General features: G+C 63.3%; 16 protein-coding genes. 2 read left to right on the top strand and 14 right to left on the bottom strand.

The genetic code is table 11. The features are described from left to right. Window positions 1–21: 21 nt before the first annotated feature. Window positions 22–1,602 carry a glycosyltransferase family 39 protein gene (locus tag KIT10_13430; GenBank protein MCW5900263.1) on the bottom strand — a complete coding sequence of 527 codons (1,581 nt, stop codon included), beginning with the start codon at window positions 1,600–1,602 and terminating at the stop codon, window positions 22–24. Between the two features lie 86 nt (window positions 1,603–1,688). Here KIT10_13430 and KIT10_13425 point away from each other — a divergent pair, with 86 nt between their 5' ends. After that, window positions 1,689–3,008: a HAMP domain-containing histidine kinase gene (locus tag KIT10_13425; GenBank protein ID MCW5900262.1), complete on the top strand. Its 1,320-nt coding sequence runs from the start codon at window positions 1,689–1,691 to the stop codon at window positions 3,006–3,008. 81 nt (window positions 3,009–3,089) lie between these two features. Continuing rightward, window positions 3,090–3,785, top strand: coding sequence for a response regulator transcription factor (locus KIT10_13420; GenBank protein MCW5900261.1), 696 nt, complete (start codon window positions 3,090–3,092; stop codon window positions 3,783–3,785). Window positions 3,786–4,073: 288 nt separating this feature from the next. On the opposite strand, the gene KIT10_13415 is transcribed toward KIT10_13420, so the two are convergent. From KIT10_13415 to KIT10_13355, 13 genes are all read right to left on the bottom strand, one after another. Further along, a complete protein-coding gene (locus KIT10_13415) occupies window positions 4,074–5,198 on the bottom strand; it encodes a hypothetical protein (protein MCW5900260.1) in 1,125 nt (374 codons plus the stop codon). Between the two features lie 84 nt (window positions 5,199–5,282). Then, window positions 5,283–6,041, bottom strand: a complete 759-nt coding sequence (locus KIT10_13410; protein ID MCW5900259.1) for a hypothetical protein — start codon at window positions 6,039–6,041, stop codon at window positions 5,283–5,285. Further along, window positions 6,038–6,664: a hypothetical protein gene (locus tag KIT10_13405; protein MCW5900258.1), complete on the bottom strand. Its 627-nt coding sequence runs from the start codon at window positions 6,662–6,664 to the stop codon at window positions 6,038–6,040. Before KIT10_13405 ends, KIT10_13410 begins: the two co-directional genes overlap by 4 nt. 82 nt (window positions 6,665–6,746) lie before the next feature. Beyond that, complete coding sequence (locus tag KIT10_13400) at window positions 6,747–7,352, bottom strand: hypothetical protein (GenBank protein MCW5900257.1); 606 nt, start codon at window positions 7,350–7,352, stop codon at window positions 6,747–6,749. A 26-nt stretch (window positions 7,353–7,378) separates the two neighbouring features. Then, the gene (locus tag KIT10_13395) at window positions 7,379–7,552 is read right to left on the bottom strand and encodes a SprB repeat-containing protein (protein MCW5900256.1); all 174 of its coding nucleotides are present in this window, start codon (window positions 7,550–7,552) and stop codon (window positions 7,379–7,381) included. Between the two features lie 334 nt (window positions 7,553–7,886). Then, the gene (locus tag KIT10_13390) at window positions 7,887–8,345 is read right to left on the bottom strand and encodes a GatB/YqeY domain-containing protein (GenBank protein ID MCW5900255.1); all 459 of its coding nucleotides are present in this window, start codon (window positions 8,343–8,345) and stop codon (window positions 7,887–7,889) included. 55 nt (window positions 8,346–8,400) lie between these two features. Continuing rightward, on the bottom strand, window positions 8,401–9,993 hold the full coding sequence (ftsZ, locus tag KIT10_13385) for a cell division protein FtsZ (protein MCW5900254.1): 1,593 nt from the start codon (window positions 9,991–9,993) through the stop codon (window positions 8,401–8,403). 44 nt (window positions 9,994–10,037) lie between these two features. Continuing rightward, the gene (gene ftsA / locus KIT10_13380) at window positions 10,038–11,336 is read right to left on the bottom strand and encodes a cell division protein FtsA (GenBank protein MCW5900253.1); all 1,299 of its coding nucleotides are present in this window, start codon (window positions 11,334–11,336) and stop codon (window positions 10,038–10,040) included. Between the two features lie 12 nt (window positions 11,337–11,348). Beyond that, window positions 11,349–12,173 carry a hypothetical protein gene (locus tag KIT10_13375; GenBank protein ID MCW5900252.1) on the bottom strand — a complete coding sequence of 275 codons (825 nt, stop codon included), beginning with the start codon at window positions 12,171–12,173 and terminating at the stop codon, window positions 11,349–11,351. After that, complete coding sequence (locus KIT10_13370) at window positions 12,164–13,546, bottom strand: UDP-N-acetylmuramate--L-alanine ligase (GenBank protein MCW5900251.1); 1,383 nt, start codon at window positions 13,544–13,546, stop codon at window positions 12,164–12,166. Before KIT10_13370 ends, KIT10_13375 begins: the two co-directional genes overlap by 10 nt. Then, complete coding sequence (murG, locus tag KIT10_13365; protein ID MCW5900250.1) at window positions 13,543–14,664, bottom strand: undecaprenyldiphospho-muramoylpentapeptide beta-N-acetylglucosaminyltransferase; 1,122 nt, start codon at window positions 14,662–14,664, stop codon at window positions 13,543–13,545. The genes KIT10_13370 and murG overlap by 4 nt, the downstream gene beginning before the upstream one ends. Then, window positions 14,633–15,829 (bottom strand): FtsW/RodA/SpoVE family cell cycle protein, encoded by a 1,197-nt coding sequence (locus KIT10_13360; protein MCW5900249.1) that lies wholly within the window; start codon window positions 15,827–15,829, stop codon window positions 14,633–14,635. Before KIT10_13360 ends, murG begins: the two co-directional genes overlap by 32 nt. Window positions 15,830–15,847: 18 nt before the next feature. Next, a complete protein-coding gene (locus tag KIT10_13355; GenBank protein ID MCW5900248.1) occupies window positions 15,848–16,348 on the bottom strand; it encodes a hypothetical protein in 501 nt (166 codons plus the stop codon). Window positions 16,349–16,350: the final 2 nt, after the last annotated feature.

The raw sequence follows: 16,350 nt of genomic DNA, 5'->3' as shown, positions 1-16,350 counted from the left end.
AACGACGCCTGTGTACCGGCATCAATACAGGAGTATTATCCTTTCGTCGGCCACCGCGTCGCGGCGCGCCGGATCAAGGTGCTCCAAGGAAAGGTGCTGCACCGAAAAATTCCGCAACAGGATGGTCCGACCCGGTATGAATCCCGCGTCACGCAGGTCCCGCGCATGGGGCGGATCGGTGTAGATGGCCACCCCCGGGCGTATCACCGGCCGTGCTTCCTCCACATCGCTGAGCCAGGGCACAGCGAAGCCCGCGTAGTGGTCCAGCGCGGTACCGCTGACCTGCATGCCATAGAAGCGCTCCGGACCCAGCCCCTGCTGGGCCGCCCACTTGCCGGCTTGCGCGTTGGCCTGATAGCGCAGGATGTTCGGATAGAGGTGGCCATTGATGGCGATGCCGATCGTCATCATCAGCAGGAAGGTCGCATCCACGAGCATTCCCTGGGCACGACGGGTCCACCTCAACACGGCCAAACCGCCGGTCAGCAAGACCGCGATGAACGGCCACCTGCCCGTGGGAAAGGACCAGGCCACCAGCACCATGGCCACCAGCCAGAGCAAGGCCAAGAGGCCGCCATGGATGCGGACCAAGGTCCTGCTTCCCTTACGGTGCAAGACCCGTGCGGTGACGATGGAGAAGAGGGGCAGCGTGACGTAGAGGTAGTGCGGCAACTTGAACTGCGAGGCGGACAGGCCGATGAAGATGAGCAGTGCGCCGATCAGGGAAGCATACTCCGGCAATGCTTCGCGCCGCACCACCGCCCGCAGATCGTGCCACAGGCCTGCCAGCAGAAAGAGCGTCCAGGGCAACAGCAGCCACGGCAACTCATGGGTGAAATAGAGGAAGGTGGAATCGTCCTTCCACACGTTCTCCCCCGTGATGCGGCCGAAACTCTGCTCCCAGAAGAAGAACCGCAGGCCCTCCGCGCCGAACTGCTTCCAAAGCCCGAGGCACATGGGAAGGAGCAGCAGGGCGACCACCAGCGGCACCAGCAGCAGGCGCGCGTCCAGCAGCCTCCGCCATTGGCGTGTCAACAGCACATGCGCACCGATCGCCAGGGCGGGCGCCATCAGGCCCATGGGGCCCTTGGCCAGCAGGCCCGCCGCGATGGCCGCGCCACAACCCAGGGCGAGCTGCACCGAGGGTCTGTCCAGCCAGGCCATGCCCAGCCAGATGGCCGTGATGACCGCGCCGGTGAGGATCGTGTCCGTGCGCACATCGTTCGTCATCAGCAGAAAGGCCGCGCTGCCACCAAGGACGAGCACCGCGGTGCGCGCCACCTCGCGGGCATGGTGCAGGAGCGCCAGCCGATAGGTGGCAAAGAGGCCCAGCGCGGCGAAGAGGATGCTCGGCAGTTTGTAGCTCCAGTTGTGGATGCCGAAGACCTTGTAGGAAGTGGCCGACAGCCAGAAGAGCAGCGGCGGCTTGTCCAGGTAGTCCGCGCCACGATGGTACAGCATCGTCCAGTCGCTGCTGCCGAGCATCTCGCGCGACATGGCGGCGTATTGCGCGGCGTCCACCTCCATCACGTCGAGCACGGCGCCCATGGCCACCACCACGGCCAGCAGCACCAGCAGGAGGATGAAGGTCCGTTCGCCCATGGCCCCGCGAAGATGCGGTGCATGATGCCAAGCCTTGTTAACGCCACGGACGCTGCACCAGGCGGGTCTTAACATTGTGTCCACCCATGGGGCGCAAAGGCATAGCCACCCTCATGCTCCTGGCCACCCTCAGTGTGGCGGGGGTCATCCTCACCCAGTTGCTCTGGCTGCAGCAGGCGTCGCGCTACCGCAGTGACCAGGTGGCCCTGCACAAGGAGCAGGCCTCCCAGTTGGAGAAGCAGTTCAACGACCGCGTGGTGATGGCCCTCACCGCCGTCACCGAGCAGATACTCTCCATCACCAAGGACCCCAGCGACCTCTACGACGCGGTGAAACAGGAACGGCCCAACTACTTCGCTGTCACCATCAACGACACGCTCCACCCCTACCTGCTGGAATCGCTGCTGCAGAAGGAATTCAGCCGCCGCAACATCAACGACGACTTCGAGTACGGCATCTACGACTGCTTCACCGACAGCATCGTCTATGGCAACTACGTGTCGCAGGACACCATCGGCACCGACAGCGTCCAGCACAGCACCCTGCTGAAGCTCGACAAGGACGGCCACTACTTCGGCGTGTACTTCCCCAACCGCCACAGCACCCTGTGGGAGGCCGAGCCCGACCGCTGGACCTGGATCTTCCCCGCCGTGGTCACGCTCATCGTCTTCAGCTTCTTCGCCTACAGCGTGTGGGTGATCCTGCGGCAGAAGAAGCTCAGCGAGATGAAGAATGACTTCATCGGCAACATGACGCACGAGTTGAAGACGCCCATCAGCACCATCGCCCTCAGCGCCGAGGTGATCTCCGATCCCGGCATCACCCAGGAACCCGAAAGGCTCGGCGAATACGCGCGTATCATCCGCAGCGAGAACGAAAGGCTGCGCACCCAGGTGGAGCGCGTGCTGCAACTGGCAACACTGGACAAGGACAAGCTGGAACTGCGGCAGGACCGCGTGGACATGCACCAGGTGCTGCGCGAAGTGGCCGAGTCCTTCAAGCTGCCGCTGCAGGAACGCGGCGCGGAATTGCGTCTGGACCTCGGGGCGAAGCAGGCCAGCGTGCGCGGCGACAGGGTGCATCTCACCAACGCCATCTTCAACCTGGTGGACAACGCGCTGAAGTATGGCCCGGACGGCGCTGCCATCGACGTGCGCACCAGCCAGCAGGGCGAACGGCTCGCCATCGCCGTGCAGGACCGCGGCATCGGCATCCGCAAAGAGGACCTGCGCCACATCTTCGAGCGCTTCTACCGCGTGCACACCGGCAATGTGCACAACGTGAAGGGCTTCGGCCTGGGCCTGCACTACGTGAAACAGATCGCCGAAGCGCACCACGGCGAAGTCTCCGCGCGCAGTGAATTCGGCAAAGGGAGTGTTTTCACTTTGGTGTTGCCGTTGACATGACCATACTGTTGGAGGTCGGCATTTCCGCCTACAGCTCCCGATCCCTCATCGGCCCTCAACCTCGAATGACCTTCGATGACCATGAATGAAAAACCCGCGATCCTCCTGGTGGAGGACGACGCCAACCTGGGCTTCGTGATCCAGGACGCATTGAAGCGCAAGGGCTACACCGTGCACCTGTGCCGCGACGGCAAGGAGGGCCTGAAGAAATTCAACGAGCAGCCCTACGACCTGTGTGTGCTGGACGTGATGTTGCCGCACAAGGACGGTTTCAGCCTGGCCGAGGACATCCGCCTGGTCAACGCGCAGGTGCCCATCGTCTTCCTCACCGCCAAGAGCCAGACGGAGGACCGCATCGCGGGCTTCAAGGCCGGCGGCGACGACTACCTCACCAAGCCCTTCAGCCAGGAGGAGCTGGTGCTGCGCATCGAAGCCATCCTGCGCCGCACCAGCCGCCACGAGGAGGACCCGCGCGACCGCCACCGCTTCGAGATCGGCGCCTTCACCTTCGACCACCGCAACCTCATGCTGAGCCACCCATCGGGCGAACGCAAGCTCACCAAAAAGGAGGCGGAGGTGCTGCGCCTGCTGTGCATGCACCAGGACCAGGTGCTGCCCCGCGAACTGGTGCTGAACATGGTGTGGGGCGACGACACCTACTTCCTGGGCCGCAGCCTCGATGTGTTCATCAGCCGCCTGCGCAAATACCTCAAGCCCGATCCCCGCGTGGCCATCGTGAACGTGCACGGCGTGGGCTTCAAGCTGGTGGTGGGGTAAAGTCCCACAGGCGTCCCGCCTGTGGGTCTATGGCAAGAGGGGGTCCTGCGCGGACAGCAATGGTATTGCTGGTGATGCTTCGCAGGCCCAGGACGGAGCCTCATGGCACTGGGAGCGTAAGGTCCCTTCGGAGACCCCGAGGTGGTGTGGATCCATTCCCGTCCGCCCCGCAGCGCCAGCCAGCAGATCCACATTCGCTCATGCGGACGGTCTGTAGGCGTTGTGGCATGTCCTGGTGACGCGGCCTTGGATGGAACCTATCTGTCCATCGTTGCACCACGACGAAGCTCACTCCACGATCAACATGCGGGTCAGGGGGCCACCATCCAAGTGGACAGTACAGCTATAAGGTCCGGGGCTATGGCCTTCCAGCGGCAACAAAAGGTCATGGACCCCTTCAGGCAGCATGCCCACATCTTTTCCGCTGATGCGTCGGCCCAATGCATCGCGAAGCTCGATACGCACGCGCTGTTCGCTGGGCAGGGTCAAGCGCACCGTCACTTCGTGGGCGGCAGGGTTCGGCATCAGGGTCATGGTCGCCTTGCGCTCCAGTCCCTTCCGCTCACCAGCAGCACTCGCGTCATCCGCAGGAACAGCCCTCGCACCATCGCGCTGTTCCCCACCGGCATAGGTCGTGGTCATGTCACCACTGGCGAGCGCCTTGTACGCCATCTCACAACCCAAGGGGTCGATCACAGCCTCCACCACGCTGCCATACACCGCCTCAAAGCCAGGCTCCCACGCCACGGCCCCACCGGCCCGGAACTGGGAGCGGATCCCCTCATGCACCGTGAAGCGCGGCACATGGATCACCGGGTCAGCGAAGGAGGCACCCTCTTCCCCGAAGGCATCAACGGTCAGCACGGCTTTGGCCGCAAAATCCTGATCGTACACCAATTCGCGGTTGAAGAGGGTGAGGCTGAAGCATTCGCGCTCCCATTGGGCGGAGACGACCTCCGCGAGGCCCAAATAATGGAAGCCCCCGGTCAAATCTGTAGGACTGCCATGTACTTCGCTCTCATAGAAACCCATGATGATGTCGTAGACCTGATCACCAGTTGCGGCACCTGAGGCCTGGTCGAAATGTTGCAGGGGCATCCAAGCCAGCGCATTGTACCTGAGAACATTGAACTGGCCATTATATGAGGGAGGGTAGACGGGTGCATCCTGCCCATTCACGGCAGTGTGGAAACCCCCGGCCGTAGGATCCCATACATGCTTTGTGAATGTGTTCCTGAACCGTACCATTTCCGTATCGGTAAAGGGATAGAAGCCATTGGTGTATAGTGAGTAGCGATGCGACATGAAGGGAATGATAAGCGTCGGTATTGCGTGGCTGATGTCTTCAATAAATTCTTGGTAGGTGTTCAGATCAGGTTGGTCGAAGTGAAAAAAGGGTAGGCATGAATTCACGCATGAAGCTATGACATCATAGTGCCAACCGCTGTGATACCACCAATAGGAATTATGCGACCCTGTTCTGAGAACCGGAAACGCTTAGCTGGAACAGGAGCAATCATCCTCAATGTCCATATCGGAGCGAAACAGCGCCGCCAACCTTGCTCCACGGTCCAAGTAGGACTGAAGCCCTGAATAGCTGCTGTTCACTGCGGCCATATGCCCCAGATGCAAAAGCGCACCCGCGAAGCCCCCTTGCAAATTGACCGCTGCAGCTCCCTTGAAGCCGATATCTTCATCCCATTCGTCAGCGATGATGGCATCCAAGCTCTCCACGCCTCTTGCCAGCAGCCAAGTGGCTATCTCTTGAAAGACGTAGCTGGACTGGAATGGCAGCTCATTGACAGCAATGGTTGAAGCAGGCACTTCGATCAATCCCGCATTGCTCGACACTTCGAAGGTAGCAAGATTGGGGTCATCGATCAGCACCAAGTGTATGAAGTGGGCCATGGGCCAAAGTAGCTGGCCATCCATGTACAGCAGGTCGTTGAACCGATAGTTCGCCTTGCGCCAGGCAACCGCCTTCAAGGCCAGGTTCACGAACTTGATCAAGTATGCCTTGTCCTGTGTAGTTTCATATAGGCGTATGTATCCCTCCAGCGTGGGGCCGACCTGTTCACCATACCGATAGCCGGACCAAGGGTTGGTATATAGCATATAGCTTACGATACCATCGTATGTCCCATTGTAGACCGCCTTGTGGCCAAGCTTGTCGAACATTTCTTTGGCGGGCACATCGTACTGCGCATGGGTGCCCAGCGTAATGAAGAGAAGCAGGATGCACGCAACAAGTCTCATCTCTTTCGGACTTTGAACGAATACCCCAAATCCAATCCTGGCAACAGCAAGACCTTTTGCTCCCTGTTCGGGTGGTCGCGGCTGTACCTATCCCACTTCGGATCGAACTCTGCGAGCTTCAGGGCCAACAATACATGTGCCCTTAAGAAGAAGCCATGACGCTTGGGCTGGAGCCTGTAGCCGATCGGCTTCACAAATGCGTACAATGCAGTGGAGCTGACGGGGCCAAGTTCATGCACTGTTCCTACATAACGCGGCCCGATCGCATTCCAGCCACTCCACAGGCTCAGGCCCAGCCCATGCTCCATCGTGCTCGGCCCTTCACCGTGGAAGAAGTTCCACTGCACGGGCAAAGAGTACTTCGGCACTGATGGGTACGACGGTTCGTCCGGTCCGATATCCGGCAGGTAGGTAGCACCGATGCTTACAGACATCCTGTTACGGCCCACACGCCATGCCCGGTCGTAGTTCACCGAGTAGAGGCCACCATGCCCCCATGCGGACAGATAAATCGTGTTCCGGCTCGTTCCCGCGCTGTCCACTGGTGCTTGCGCAACGACCTGCGCCAACATGCACAGGAAGTGGCAAAGCAGATGTGCGGCCCGCAATAGCTTGGTGTACATCCCGACTTACTTGTTGCGTACCTTGAATAGCATGGAGACCTTGATCTTGTGGTGTAGTGATGCGTTGCCCCGTAGATCGGTGTCACTTGTTGCCACCCTGGAATGTTCGAGCACGCTCCATTTGATCAATACGCTCCTCGAGTTGAAGAACGTAGAGCATCAACTCCTCCACCTTCTCCATCAGCATCGCATTGGTCCTCACCACGTCCAATCCTTGCTCCACCATTTGCTCCGCAGAAGGCACTCCGGGCAGGTGGCCGTGTTCCTTGATGAAGGCCTTCACTTCGGGCAGGGGCATCAGTCTGTAACCGGGCTTGAACACATGGTCGCTCCATTCATCGGAGGTCTTCAAGGCCACCTTCACCTTTTCGGTCAGCAGGCCACCCTGCACATAGAGCCGGTAGTCGTGAAAGGGTGTATCCGTGGGTACATCACCGATGCTGACCTTGCCATTGTCATGCAGGCTGAGCACCTTCTCCAGGGGGTCTCCTTCGGCTGGCTGGAATCGGAACTCCAACGCGCCATCATTCTCGGGATCGTGCAACAGCCATGAACTGTTGCTCCCGGCTCCTGCCGTGCGCCGCAGTTCCAGCCAATTGCTGCCGGATGCCTGGCCAATGCTCATCCTTGTGCCCGGGACCGCAAGCCCGGTACCCACCGTGACATTGCCTGTGGAGCCGATCTGCATGCGGATCGTGTTATGGGTCTTGAAGATCAGTGGTTCCGCGTTGATGGACCCCAGGAAATGGGTGCTGTTCCCCCGGTGACGATGGCTTCTATGCTACCATTGGTACCACCGAAACAACTGACGCCATAGCCGTTGTAATTGCTGCGGACGAGCGTGATGTTGAGCGGCTGGGCGATAGCGCTATCAGCGAAAATGCCCATGCAAGCCAGGGCGATCAGGAAGTGGTAGGCTTGGGGGGGGGGGGATAGAACGCATGATCGATGGAACAGGGTGGAACGAACGTAATGCGAAAGTGCACGAGCACCAAATCCGCAGAAACATCTATTTCCAATTCTATACCGTTCAAAGGCATGGATCACGCGTTAAAATGCAGGTGTGGACCAATGTGTGACTTTGTCATGCACTTGACCTGGGCCACCGCGGGGTCTCCTGAGGCACGAAGGGATCCTGCACAGGCAAGCTGCTCGCACACCCTTCGAACCACGAAGCGCGCCTTTCGGCGCGCTTCGTCACATTGGTCCATTCGTCGGCCGGTCACCCACCGGCCGCCAGCAGCTTCTTCACCAGCGCGGCGATGGCGCTGCCATCGGCCTGGCCCGCCCAGCGTTTGTTGGCCTCGCCCATCACGCGGCCCATGTCCTTCATGCCACTGGCGCCCAGCTCGCCGATGAGGGCGATGACGCTGGACTCCAGTTCGGCCAGGTCCATGCGCTTGGGCAGGTAGGCTTCGATCACCCTGGCCTGCGCCTCCTCCTCGGCCGCCAACTCGGCGCGCTGCTGCTCGTGGTAGATCGCCGCGCTCTCCATACGCTGTTTGTGCAGCTTCTGCAGGAGTTTCAGCCCGGTGGCCTCGTCCAGCCCCTTCCCCGGGCCTTCCTTGGTCAGTTCCAGCAGAATGGCGCTCTTGATGGCGCGCAGCGCGTTCAGCCGGTCCTTGTCGCGGGCCAGCATGGCGGCCTTGATGTCGACGTCGATCCTCTGTTGCAGGTCCATGGCGGTGTTCATGTGCCCATGTGGTCATGTGCCCATGACCGGGAGCCATGTGCGGTCAATCCACGTTGTCGTGCAGGTAGGGGTTGTTGCGCTTCAACTCTACGCGGCGCTCACCGTTCTCGTCGGTCTCCTCGGAGAGCGTGTAGCGGCTCACGCTGCTGTCGGTGCTGCGCGGCGAATCGCTCAGCTGCACGTTCTTGCGCTTGTAGGCCGGCTCGCGCTCCATCTCGTTGAGGCCGTTGGCGGTGCGCAGGCGGGTGGCCAGTTCGCGCATGCGCGCCTGGCGTTCCTCCACGCGGGCCTGGTGCTCGGTGGGCGTGAGGCGCGCCTCGCCCACGCTGGTGCGCTGCACCGGCTCGCTCACGCTGTTGGCGTCCGCGGTCTCCTCCACGGCGTCGTAGAGCGTGTGCACCGTCTTCTCCACGGTGCTGTCGGTGATCCGCGGTTCGTCGCTGGCCTGCAGATCGAACTCGATGGTGCGCTGAGGCTCCACCGACGCCACCGGCGCGGGTGTCACCTCCTTCAGGTAGGGTTCGCTGATCTCGGGCACTTCGGGTGGCGGCGCAGGTGCTGCTGGTGCGGCACCGGTCACCGGATTGGCGATGGCCTGCGTGATCTCCGTGGGCACGGGCATGCCCAGCGGCATCACCTTCTTCTCGGCCGGGATAGCGCCCACCTCGCCCGTGGCGGGGTTGGTGTGGAAGCCCGTGGCGATGACGGTGATGCGCACCTTCTCGCCGAGGCTTTCATCGCGGCCATAGCCCCAGATCACATCGGCGGTGCTGCCGGCGGCTTCCTGGATGTGGTCGGTGATCTCGGAGATCTCGTCCATCAGCACGGCGCGGTCACCATGGGTGATGTTGAGCAGGACGAACTTGGCGCCCTTGATGTCGTTGTCGTTGAGCAGGGGCGAGGCCAGCGCTTCCTGGGCGGCGCGCATGGCGCGGTCCTCCCCTTCGGCCTCGGCCATGCCCATGATGGCCACGCCACTGGTGGTCATCACGGTCTTCACGTCCTCGAAGTCCACGTTCACCTTGCCGGTCTTGGTGATGATCTCGGCGATGCCGCGCGCGGCGGTGGTGAGCACATTGTCCGCATGCTCGAAGGCGTTGTCCAGCGAGAGGTTGCCGAAGAGGTCGCGCAGGCGGTCGTTGTTGATCACCAGCAGGGTGTCCACGGCGTTGCGCATCTCCTCGATGCCGGCGGCGGCCTGCTGCTTGCGGCGGCGACCCTCCCAGATGAAGGGGCTGGTGACGATGCCCACGGTGAGGACGCCCATCTCGCGGGCGATCCTGGCGATGACGGGCGCGGCGCCGGTGCCGGTGCCACCGCCCATGCCGGCGGTGATGAAGATCATCTTGGTGCGCGTGCTGAGCAGCTGGCGGATCTCGTCCAGGTTCTCCTGCACGGCGTCCTTGCCGCGCTCGGGCACCGCGCCGGCGCCGAGGCCCTCGGTGAGGCTGGTGCCGAGTTGCAGTTTCACCGGCACGGGGCTGGTATCGAGGGCCTGGCGATCGGTGTTGCAGACGATGAAGTCCACGCCCTTGATGCCCTGCTGGTACATGTGGTTCACGGCGTTGCCGCCGCCGCCGCCCACGCCGATCACCTTGATGATCGAGGAGAGCTCCTGGGGAAGGTCGAATTTCATGACGTCGGGGTTTTTGATGGGTGATCGATGTGATGGGGTGCGGTTCAATTGTCGTCGTCCTTCAACAGGTCGCTGGCGCCGCTGAGCACCGAGCCGAAGAACTTGCCGATGCGGCCCTTCTCGCTGTGGTCGCGCACGGGGGCCTTCTGCGGGTTGCGCGTCTCCACCGTCTTGGGACGGCGACGCTCCAGGTAGTCGAAGCCTTTCATCACCAGGCCCACACCGGTGGCGTGCAGCGGGCTGGTCACGTCCTCCACGGCGCTCTTGGCGATGTGTTCATTGGGGTAGCCGATGCGCGCGCTCATGCCGGTGAGGTACTCCACCAGCTGCTTGAGGTGTTTCAGTTGCGAGCCTCCACCGGTGAGCACGATGCCCGCGATGAGCTGCTTCTCCATGCCGCTGTTCTTGATCTCGAAATGCACGTGCTCGAGGATCTCCTCCATGCGGCTTTGGATGATCTCCGCCAGTGTGCGCAGGCTGATCTCCTTGGGGTCCCGGCCGCGCAGGCCGGGGATGCACACCACCTCGTTCTCCTTGTTCTCCGCGGCGAGGGCACTGCCGAACTTGGTCTTGAGCAGTTCGGCCTGGTCGCGCATGATGCCGCAGCCCTGGCGGATGTCCTCGGTGACGACGTTGCCGCCGAAGGGGATCACCGCGGTGTGGCGGATGATGTTGTCATAGAAGATGGCGATGTCCGTGGTGCCGCCGCCGATGTCCACCAGCGCCACACCGGCCTCCTTCTCCTCGGCGCTGAGCACGGCGTCCGCGCTGGCCAGGGGCTCCAGGATCAGCTCGGTCACCTCCAGGTTGGCGCGGTGCACGCACTTGTTGATGTTGCGCGCGGCGGTGACCTGCCCGCTGATGATGTGGAAGTTGGCCTCCAGGCGGATGCCGCTCATGCCGATGGGGTCGCGGATGCCCTGCTCGTTGTCCACGATGTACTCCTGCGGCAGCACGTGGATGATCTCCTCGCCCGGCGGCATCACCAGGCGGTAGGTCTCATCGATCAACAGGTCGATGTCGCCCTGGGTGATCTCCTCCTCCAGGCTCTGGCGCATCTTCATGCCACGGTGCTGCATGCTGCGGATATGCTGCCCGGCGATGCCCACGTTCACCGTGCCGATGTCCACCCCGGCGCTGTCCTCGGCCTGTCGCACGGCGGCGATGATGCTGTCCACGGTCTTCTGGATGTTGGCCACCACGCCGCGCGTGACGCCGTCCGAGCGGGACTTGCCCATGCCGAGGATCTCGATCTTTCCCTGCTCGTTCTTGCGCCCGACGATGCAGGCGATCTTCGTCGTGCCGATGTCCAGGCCTGCGACGATCTCTTGGTTGTTGTCCATGGGTGTTGGTGCTTAGGGCGTTGTTCTTTGGGTGCAAACGATCTGTCCGGCGAAGCGCAGGTCCACGCGTTGATAGCGACGCCAGTCGCTGCGCGGAATGCCCTCGCGGTAGAAGAGTTCCAGTTTGGTGAAGCGCTCGGCCAGCGCGTCCTCATCGGGCCAGCTGGCGGGCGATCCGAGCACGATGCGCTGCCCGCCCACTTTGGGGATGAGCTCGAAGACGCCTTCATGGTCCACCACGACCTGTTCGATCAAGGCCTTCCAAAGCGGCCGCGCATGGATGAAGAGCGCGAGCCGATGGATGTCGCGCGAATGGCCGTCCGTGGTGGTCGCCTCGTCCACGCGGTACGATCCGTCGCGCGCACCGACCTCCTCCAAGTGGCCGGTGACCACGGGCACGCGTGCGGTCCAGGCCTCGCTCACGGGCATGGTCCATCCTTCGCGATCGATGTAGAAGCTCTCACCATCGCGGTTGAAGACACGCACCAGCGGATCGCGCTGGCGCACCTTCACGTGCAGTGTCCCATCCATGGTGTGGTACGCCTCGGCGGTGGCCACCGCGGGCAGGGCGAGCAGCCGTTCCTCGATGGAGGGCAGGTCCACGCTGCCGATGGGCGCGCCGATCACCGCCGTGCCACGGTCCAGCACCGCCTGGCGGATGACGGCCTCGTCCACGAAGTGCAGGCCGGGGTCGCCGGTGAGCCGCACATCGATCTCCGACACGGGACGCGCGTGGTTGACACGTTCCACGAATGCGAGCAGCACAGGAACACCGGCCACCGCCAAGGCGATGCCCAGCAAACGCAGCGAACGAAGGAGGCGCTTCTTCAGGTCCATGGCCGTGATCGTTGGTCCAACAGGCTTTCTATGGATGGCACCAGGCGGTCGATGTCGCCCGCGCCGAGGGTGAGCACCACGTCGGTGTCACGCGCACGCAGCAGGTCCAGCAGGTCGACTCGTGCGCAAACGGTCTTGTCACCCAGGGATACCCGCTCCAGAAGCCACGCGCTGGTGATGCCTTCGATGGGTTCCTCGCGCGCCGGGTAGATGTCCAGCAGGATCAGGGCGTCCAGCTTGGCGAGCGCGGTGGCGAAATCGGGCGCCAGGTCGCGTGTGCGGCTGAACAGGTGCGGTTGGAAGATGCCCGTGACGTGCCGGCCGGGATGCAGCTCGCGCACGCTGGCTATGCAGGCTTCCAGTTCCACCGGGTGGTGCGCATAGTCATCGATGAGCACGCCACGCGATCCACGAAGCCGCACCTCGAAGCGGCGCGAGACGCCACGGAAGGAGGACAACGCATCGCGCAAACGCGCTTCGTCCACACCCACGTGCAATGCCATGGCGCTCGCCGCGATGGCGTTCTCCACGTTGTGGCGGCCGGGCATGCCCAGGCTCAATCCTTCCAGGCGATGTCCATCGGCCACCAGATCGAAGACGTGCGCGCCCTGCTCCACACGCAGGTTCTCAGCGCGCGGCGTACCGGTGCCGCCCAGCGCATAAGTGCGCAGACCATCGCGGCCCGCGAAACGTTCCGCCAGGCGTTCATGCACGAGCATGGTGCCTGTGCAGAGCGCTGCGAACTCGGTGTAGGCGGTGAACATGGCCTCGGCCGTGCCATAGATGTCCAGGTGGTCGGGATCCATGGCGGTGACGATGGCTTCGGTGGGTCGCAGGCGCAGGAAACTGCGGTCGTACTCGTCGGCCTCCACCACGTTCACCGTGGCCTCGTCGTGCAGCAGCACATTGGTGCCGTAGTTGGCCGCGATGCCTCCGAGGAAGGCGTTGCACTTCACGCCACCGGCGGTGAGCAGGTGGGCGAGCATGGTGCTCACGGTGGTCTTGCCATGTGTGCCGGCCACGGCCACCGTGCGGCGGTCGTGCGTCACCATGCCAAGCACCTCGGCGCGTTTCAGGATCCGTGCGCCACGTTCCTCCCACCAGCGCAGCAACGGACTGTCGCCAGGCACGGCGGGCGTGCGCACCACCATCACCTCGGCAGGGGCGTCACGGAACTCGTCCGGGATGAGCGCGTGGTCCTCGGCGAACTGCACGTGGATGCCTTCGCTCTGCAGCTGGTTCGTGAGCTCGCTGGGCGTGCGGTCGTAGCCCGCCACCGTGGCGCCCTGCCGGCGGAAGTAGCGCGCCAGGCCGCTCATGCCGATGCCACCGACACCGATGAAGAAGAGCATATGTCCGCGCAGGTCCTTCATCGTTTCGCGATCCTGATCACCTCGGCGGCGATGGCTTCGGCGGCGTTGTGTGTGCCCATGCCCGCGATGGCGAGCGCGAGGCGGTCCAGTGCTTCCTTGTTCCGTATCAGGTCCAGCACGGTGGTGCCGAGCTTCTCCACGGCCTCATCGTCGCGCAGCAACACGGCGGCCCCGCGGTCGGTGAGGGCGCGTGCGTTGTGCGTCTGGTGGTCTTCGGCGGCGGTGGGCAGCGGCACCAGGATGGCGGGCTTGTGCACCAGGCACAACTCACTCACGCTGATCGCCCCCGCGCGTGCCACCACCAGATCGGCCACGGCATAGGCCAGGTCCATGCGGTCCACGAAGGCCATCACCTTGCAGTCGGCATAGCCGAGTGCGTCCACCGCCTTGCGCGCCTGCTCGAAGAAGGGCTTGCCGGTCTGCCAGATCACCTGCACACCCGACGTCATCCAGGCTGCGAGCGCCGCTTCCACGCCATGGTTGATGCCGCGCGCGCCGAGACTGCCGCCGGTGATGAACAACACGGGCTTTCCATCCGTGAGGCCAAAATGCTCCAGGCCCCGAGGCCGCTTGCCCGCGAGACGCACCACGTCCTGCCGCACCGGATTGCCGGTGAGCAACAGCTTCTCCTTCGGAAAATACTTCTCCATGCCCGCATAGGCCACGCAGATGCGTTGCGCACGCTTGGCGAGGAGCATGTTGGTGCGGCCCGGATAACTGTTCTGCTCCTGGATCAGGGTGGGAACGCCCATGCGCTGCGCGGCGGCCAGGAGCGGTCCGCTCGCGTAGCCGCCCACGCCCACCGCCACATGCGGACGGTAGCGCTTCACCAGCCGGCGCGCCTTGAACATGCTGCGCAGCAGGCGCCAAGGCAGACCCAGATTGCGCAACGGATCGCCGCGTTGGTAACCACGGATCGGCAATGATTCGATGCGGTAGCCCGCCGCGGGCACCTTCTCCATCTCCATGCGGCCTTCGGCTCCCACGAAAAGGAAGTCCGTCCCCGCCTCACGCTCGCGCACCGCGTTGGCGATGGCGATCGCGGGGAAGATGTGACCACCGGTGCCTCCACCGGCGATCATCACCCTAAGCGGCTGCTGTGCGGGCACGGCGGACATGTTTGTCTTCGGTGTTCGGATCCGTTTCGATGGCACGGCTCACACTGAGCACGATGCCGATGGCAAGGCAGGTGAACCAGATGGACGTGCCGCCCATGCTCACCAGGGGCAGCGGCTGGCCGGTAACGGGCACCAGGTTCACCGCCACGGCCATGTTCACCATGGCCTGCAGCACGAGCATGAGCGAGAGACCCACGGCGGCGAGCGCGCCAAAGGGCTTGGGGCAGCGGCCCGCGATGCGCACCGCGCGGAAAAGCAGGATGAGATAGAGCAGAATGAGGCCGAGCCCGCCGAAGAGGCTGCCGTACTCCTCCACGATGAAGGCGTAGATCATGTCGGAGTAGGGGTGCGGCAGCCAGTTCCGTGATGCGCCGCTGCCCGGTCCGTTGGGCAACAGCCCGCCGCTGGCGATGGCGATCTTGGCGTGCTCCACCTGGTAGTTCGCCACGTTGCCGTCGTCGCCATGCACGCGCAGGCGCTTCTCCCAGGTGCTCACGCGCGGCAGGAATTCCAGCTTGGGGTCGATCGCGCCGAGCGCCTCGTTCACCGCCACCAGCGTCAGCATCGCGGCGAGCGCGGCACCCACCGTGACGCCGATCCACTTCAAGGGCACCTGGCCCACGAACATGAGGATGAGGCAGGTGAGGAAGAGCACGGCGGCGGTGGAGAAGTTGGCCGGGAGGATCAACCCGCAGATCACCCCGATGGGCAGCATCAGACGCAGCACCACATCGCGCAGCGTCCAGGGTTCACCATGGTGCTTGCCCAGCACGCGCGCCAGGTAGGTGATGAGCACCACCTTGGCCAGGTCGCTCGTCTGGAAACTCTGGTTGATGATGGGTATGGTGATCCAGCGGCTGGCATCGTTGATGTTCGACCCCAGTACCAGGGTGAGCAACAGCAGCACCGCCGTGAGCCCGATGAGCAGTTTGGACAAGCGCGACCAGATCCCGAATCGCAGTCGGCCAGCGTAGAACATGATCACACCGCCGCTCAGCAGCATCAACCCATGCTTCACCAGGAAATGCGTGGTGCTTCCGCCCTCGCGCGTGAATGCCAGCGAGCTGATGGAGCTGTACACCGCCAGCAGACTGATGAGGCCCAGGAAGATGGCCGTCATCCAGATGACGCGGTCGCCGGGCAGGCGGTTGAGGAGGGCTGTCACGGGTGGTCGGAGGTTGGATCAGAGGTCGCGAACAGCGCGTTTGAATTCGGCGCCGCGCTCCTCGTAGTTGGCGAAGCCGTTGCCGCTGGGGCATGCGGGACTGAAGAGCACCACGTCGCCGGCACGCGCCAGTTCACGCGCGAGGAAGACGGCCGTGCGCAGATCATCGGCGTGGAGCAGACGCTCAGGCACCAGGGCGAGCACATGGTCGGGCTGCGGGCCGAAGAGCACGGTGGCCTGCACGCGGTTCTCCAGCAGCTGGCGCACATGCGGCGCGTCCATGTCCTCGTTCCAAGCCCCGGCGATCCACACCACGGGCCGGTCCAACTCGGCGATGGAAGCCAACGTGGCGTCGAGGAAGGTGGAGCGCGAATCGTTCACGTAGAGCGCGTCGCCCAAGGAGGCCACGGGTTCCAGGTGGTGCGGTGCGGAGGCCTGCGAGGCGAGCGCCGCGCGGCGTGCCTCCACCAACTGCCCGCCCACGATGCGAAGCTGGGCGTGTATGTTCTGGCTGTCCATGT

This window comes from Flavobacteriales bacterium, from assembly GCA_026129465.1.
Taxonomy (GTDB): Bacteria; Bacteroidota; Bacteroidia; order Flavobacteriales_F; family PHOS-HE28; genus PHOS-HE28.
Note: the sequence above shows the minus strand (reverse complement) of the source record. Positions and strands in the feature narration are given on the sequence as shown.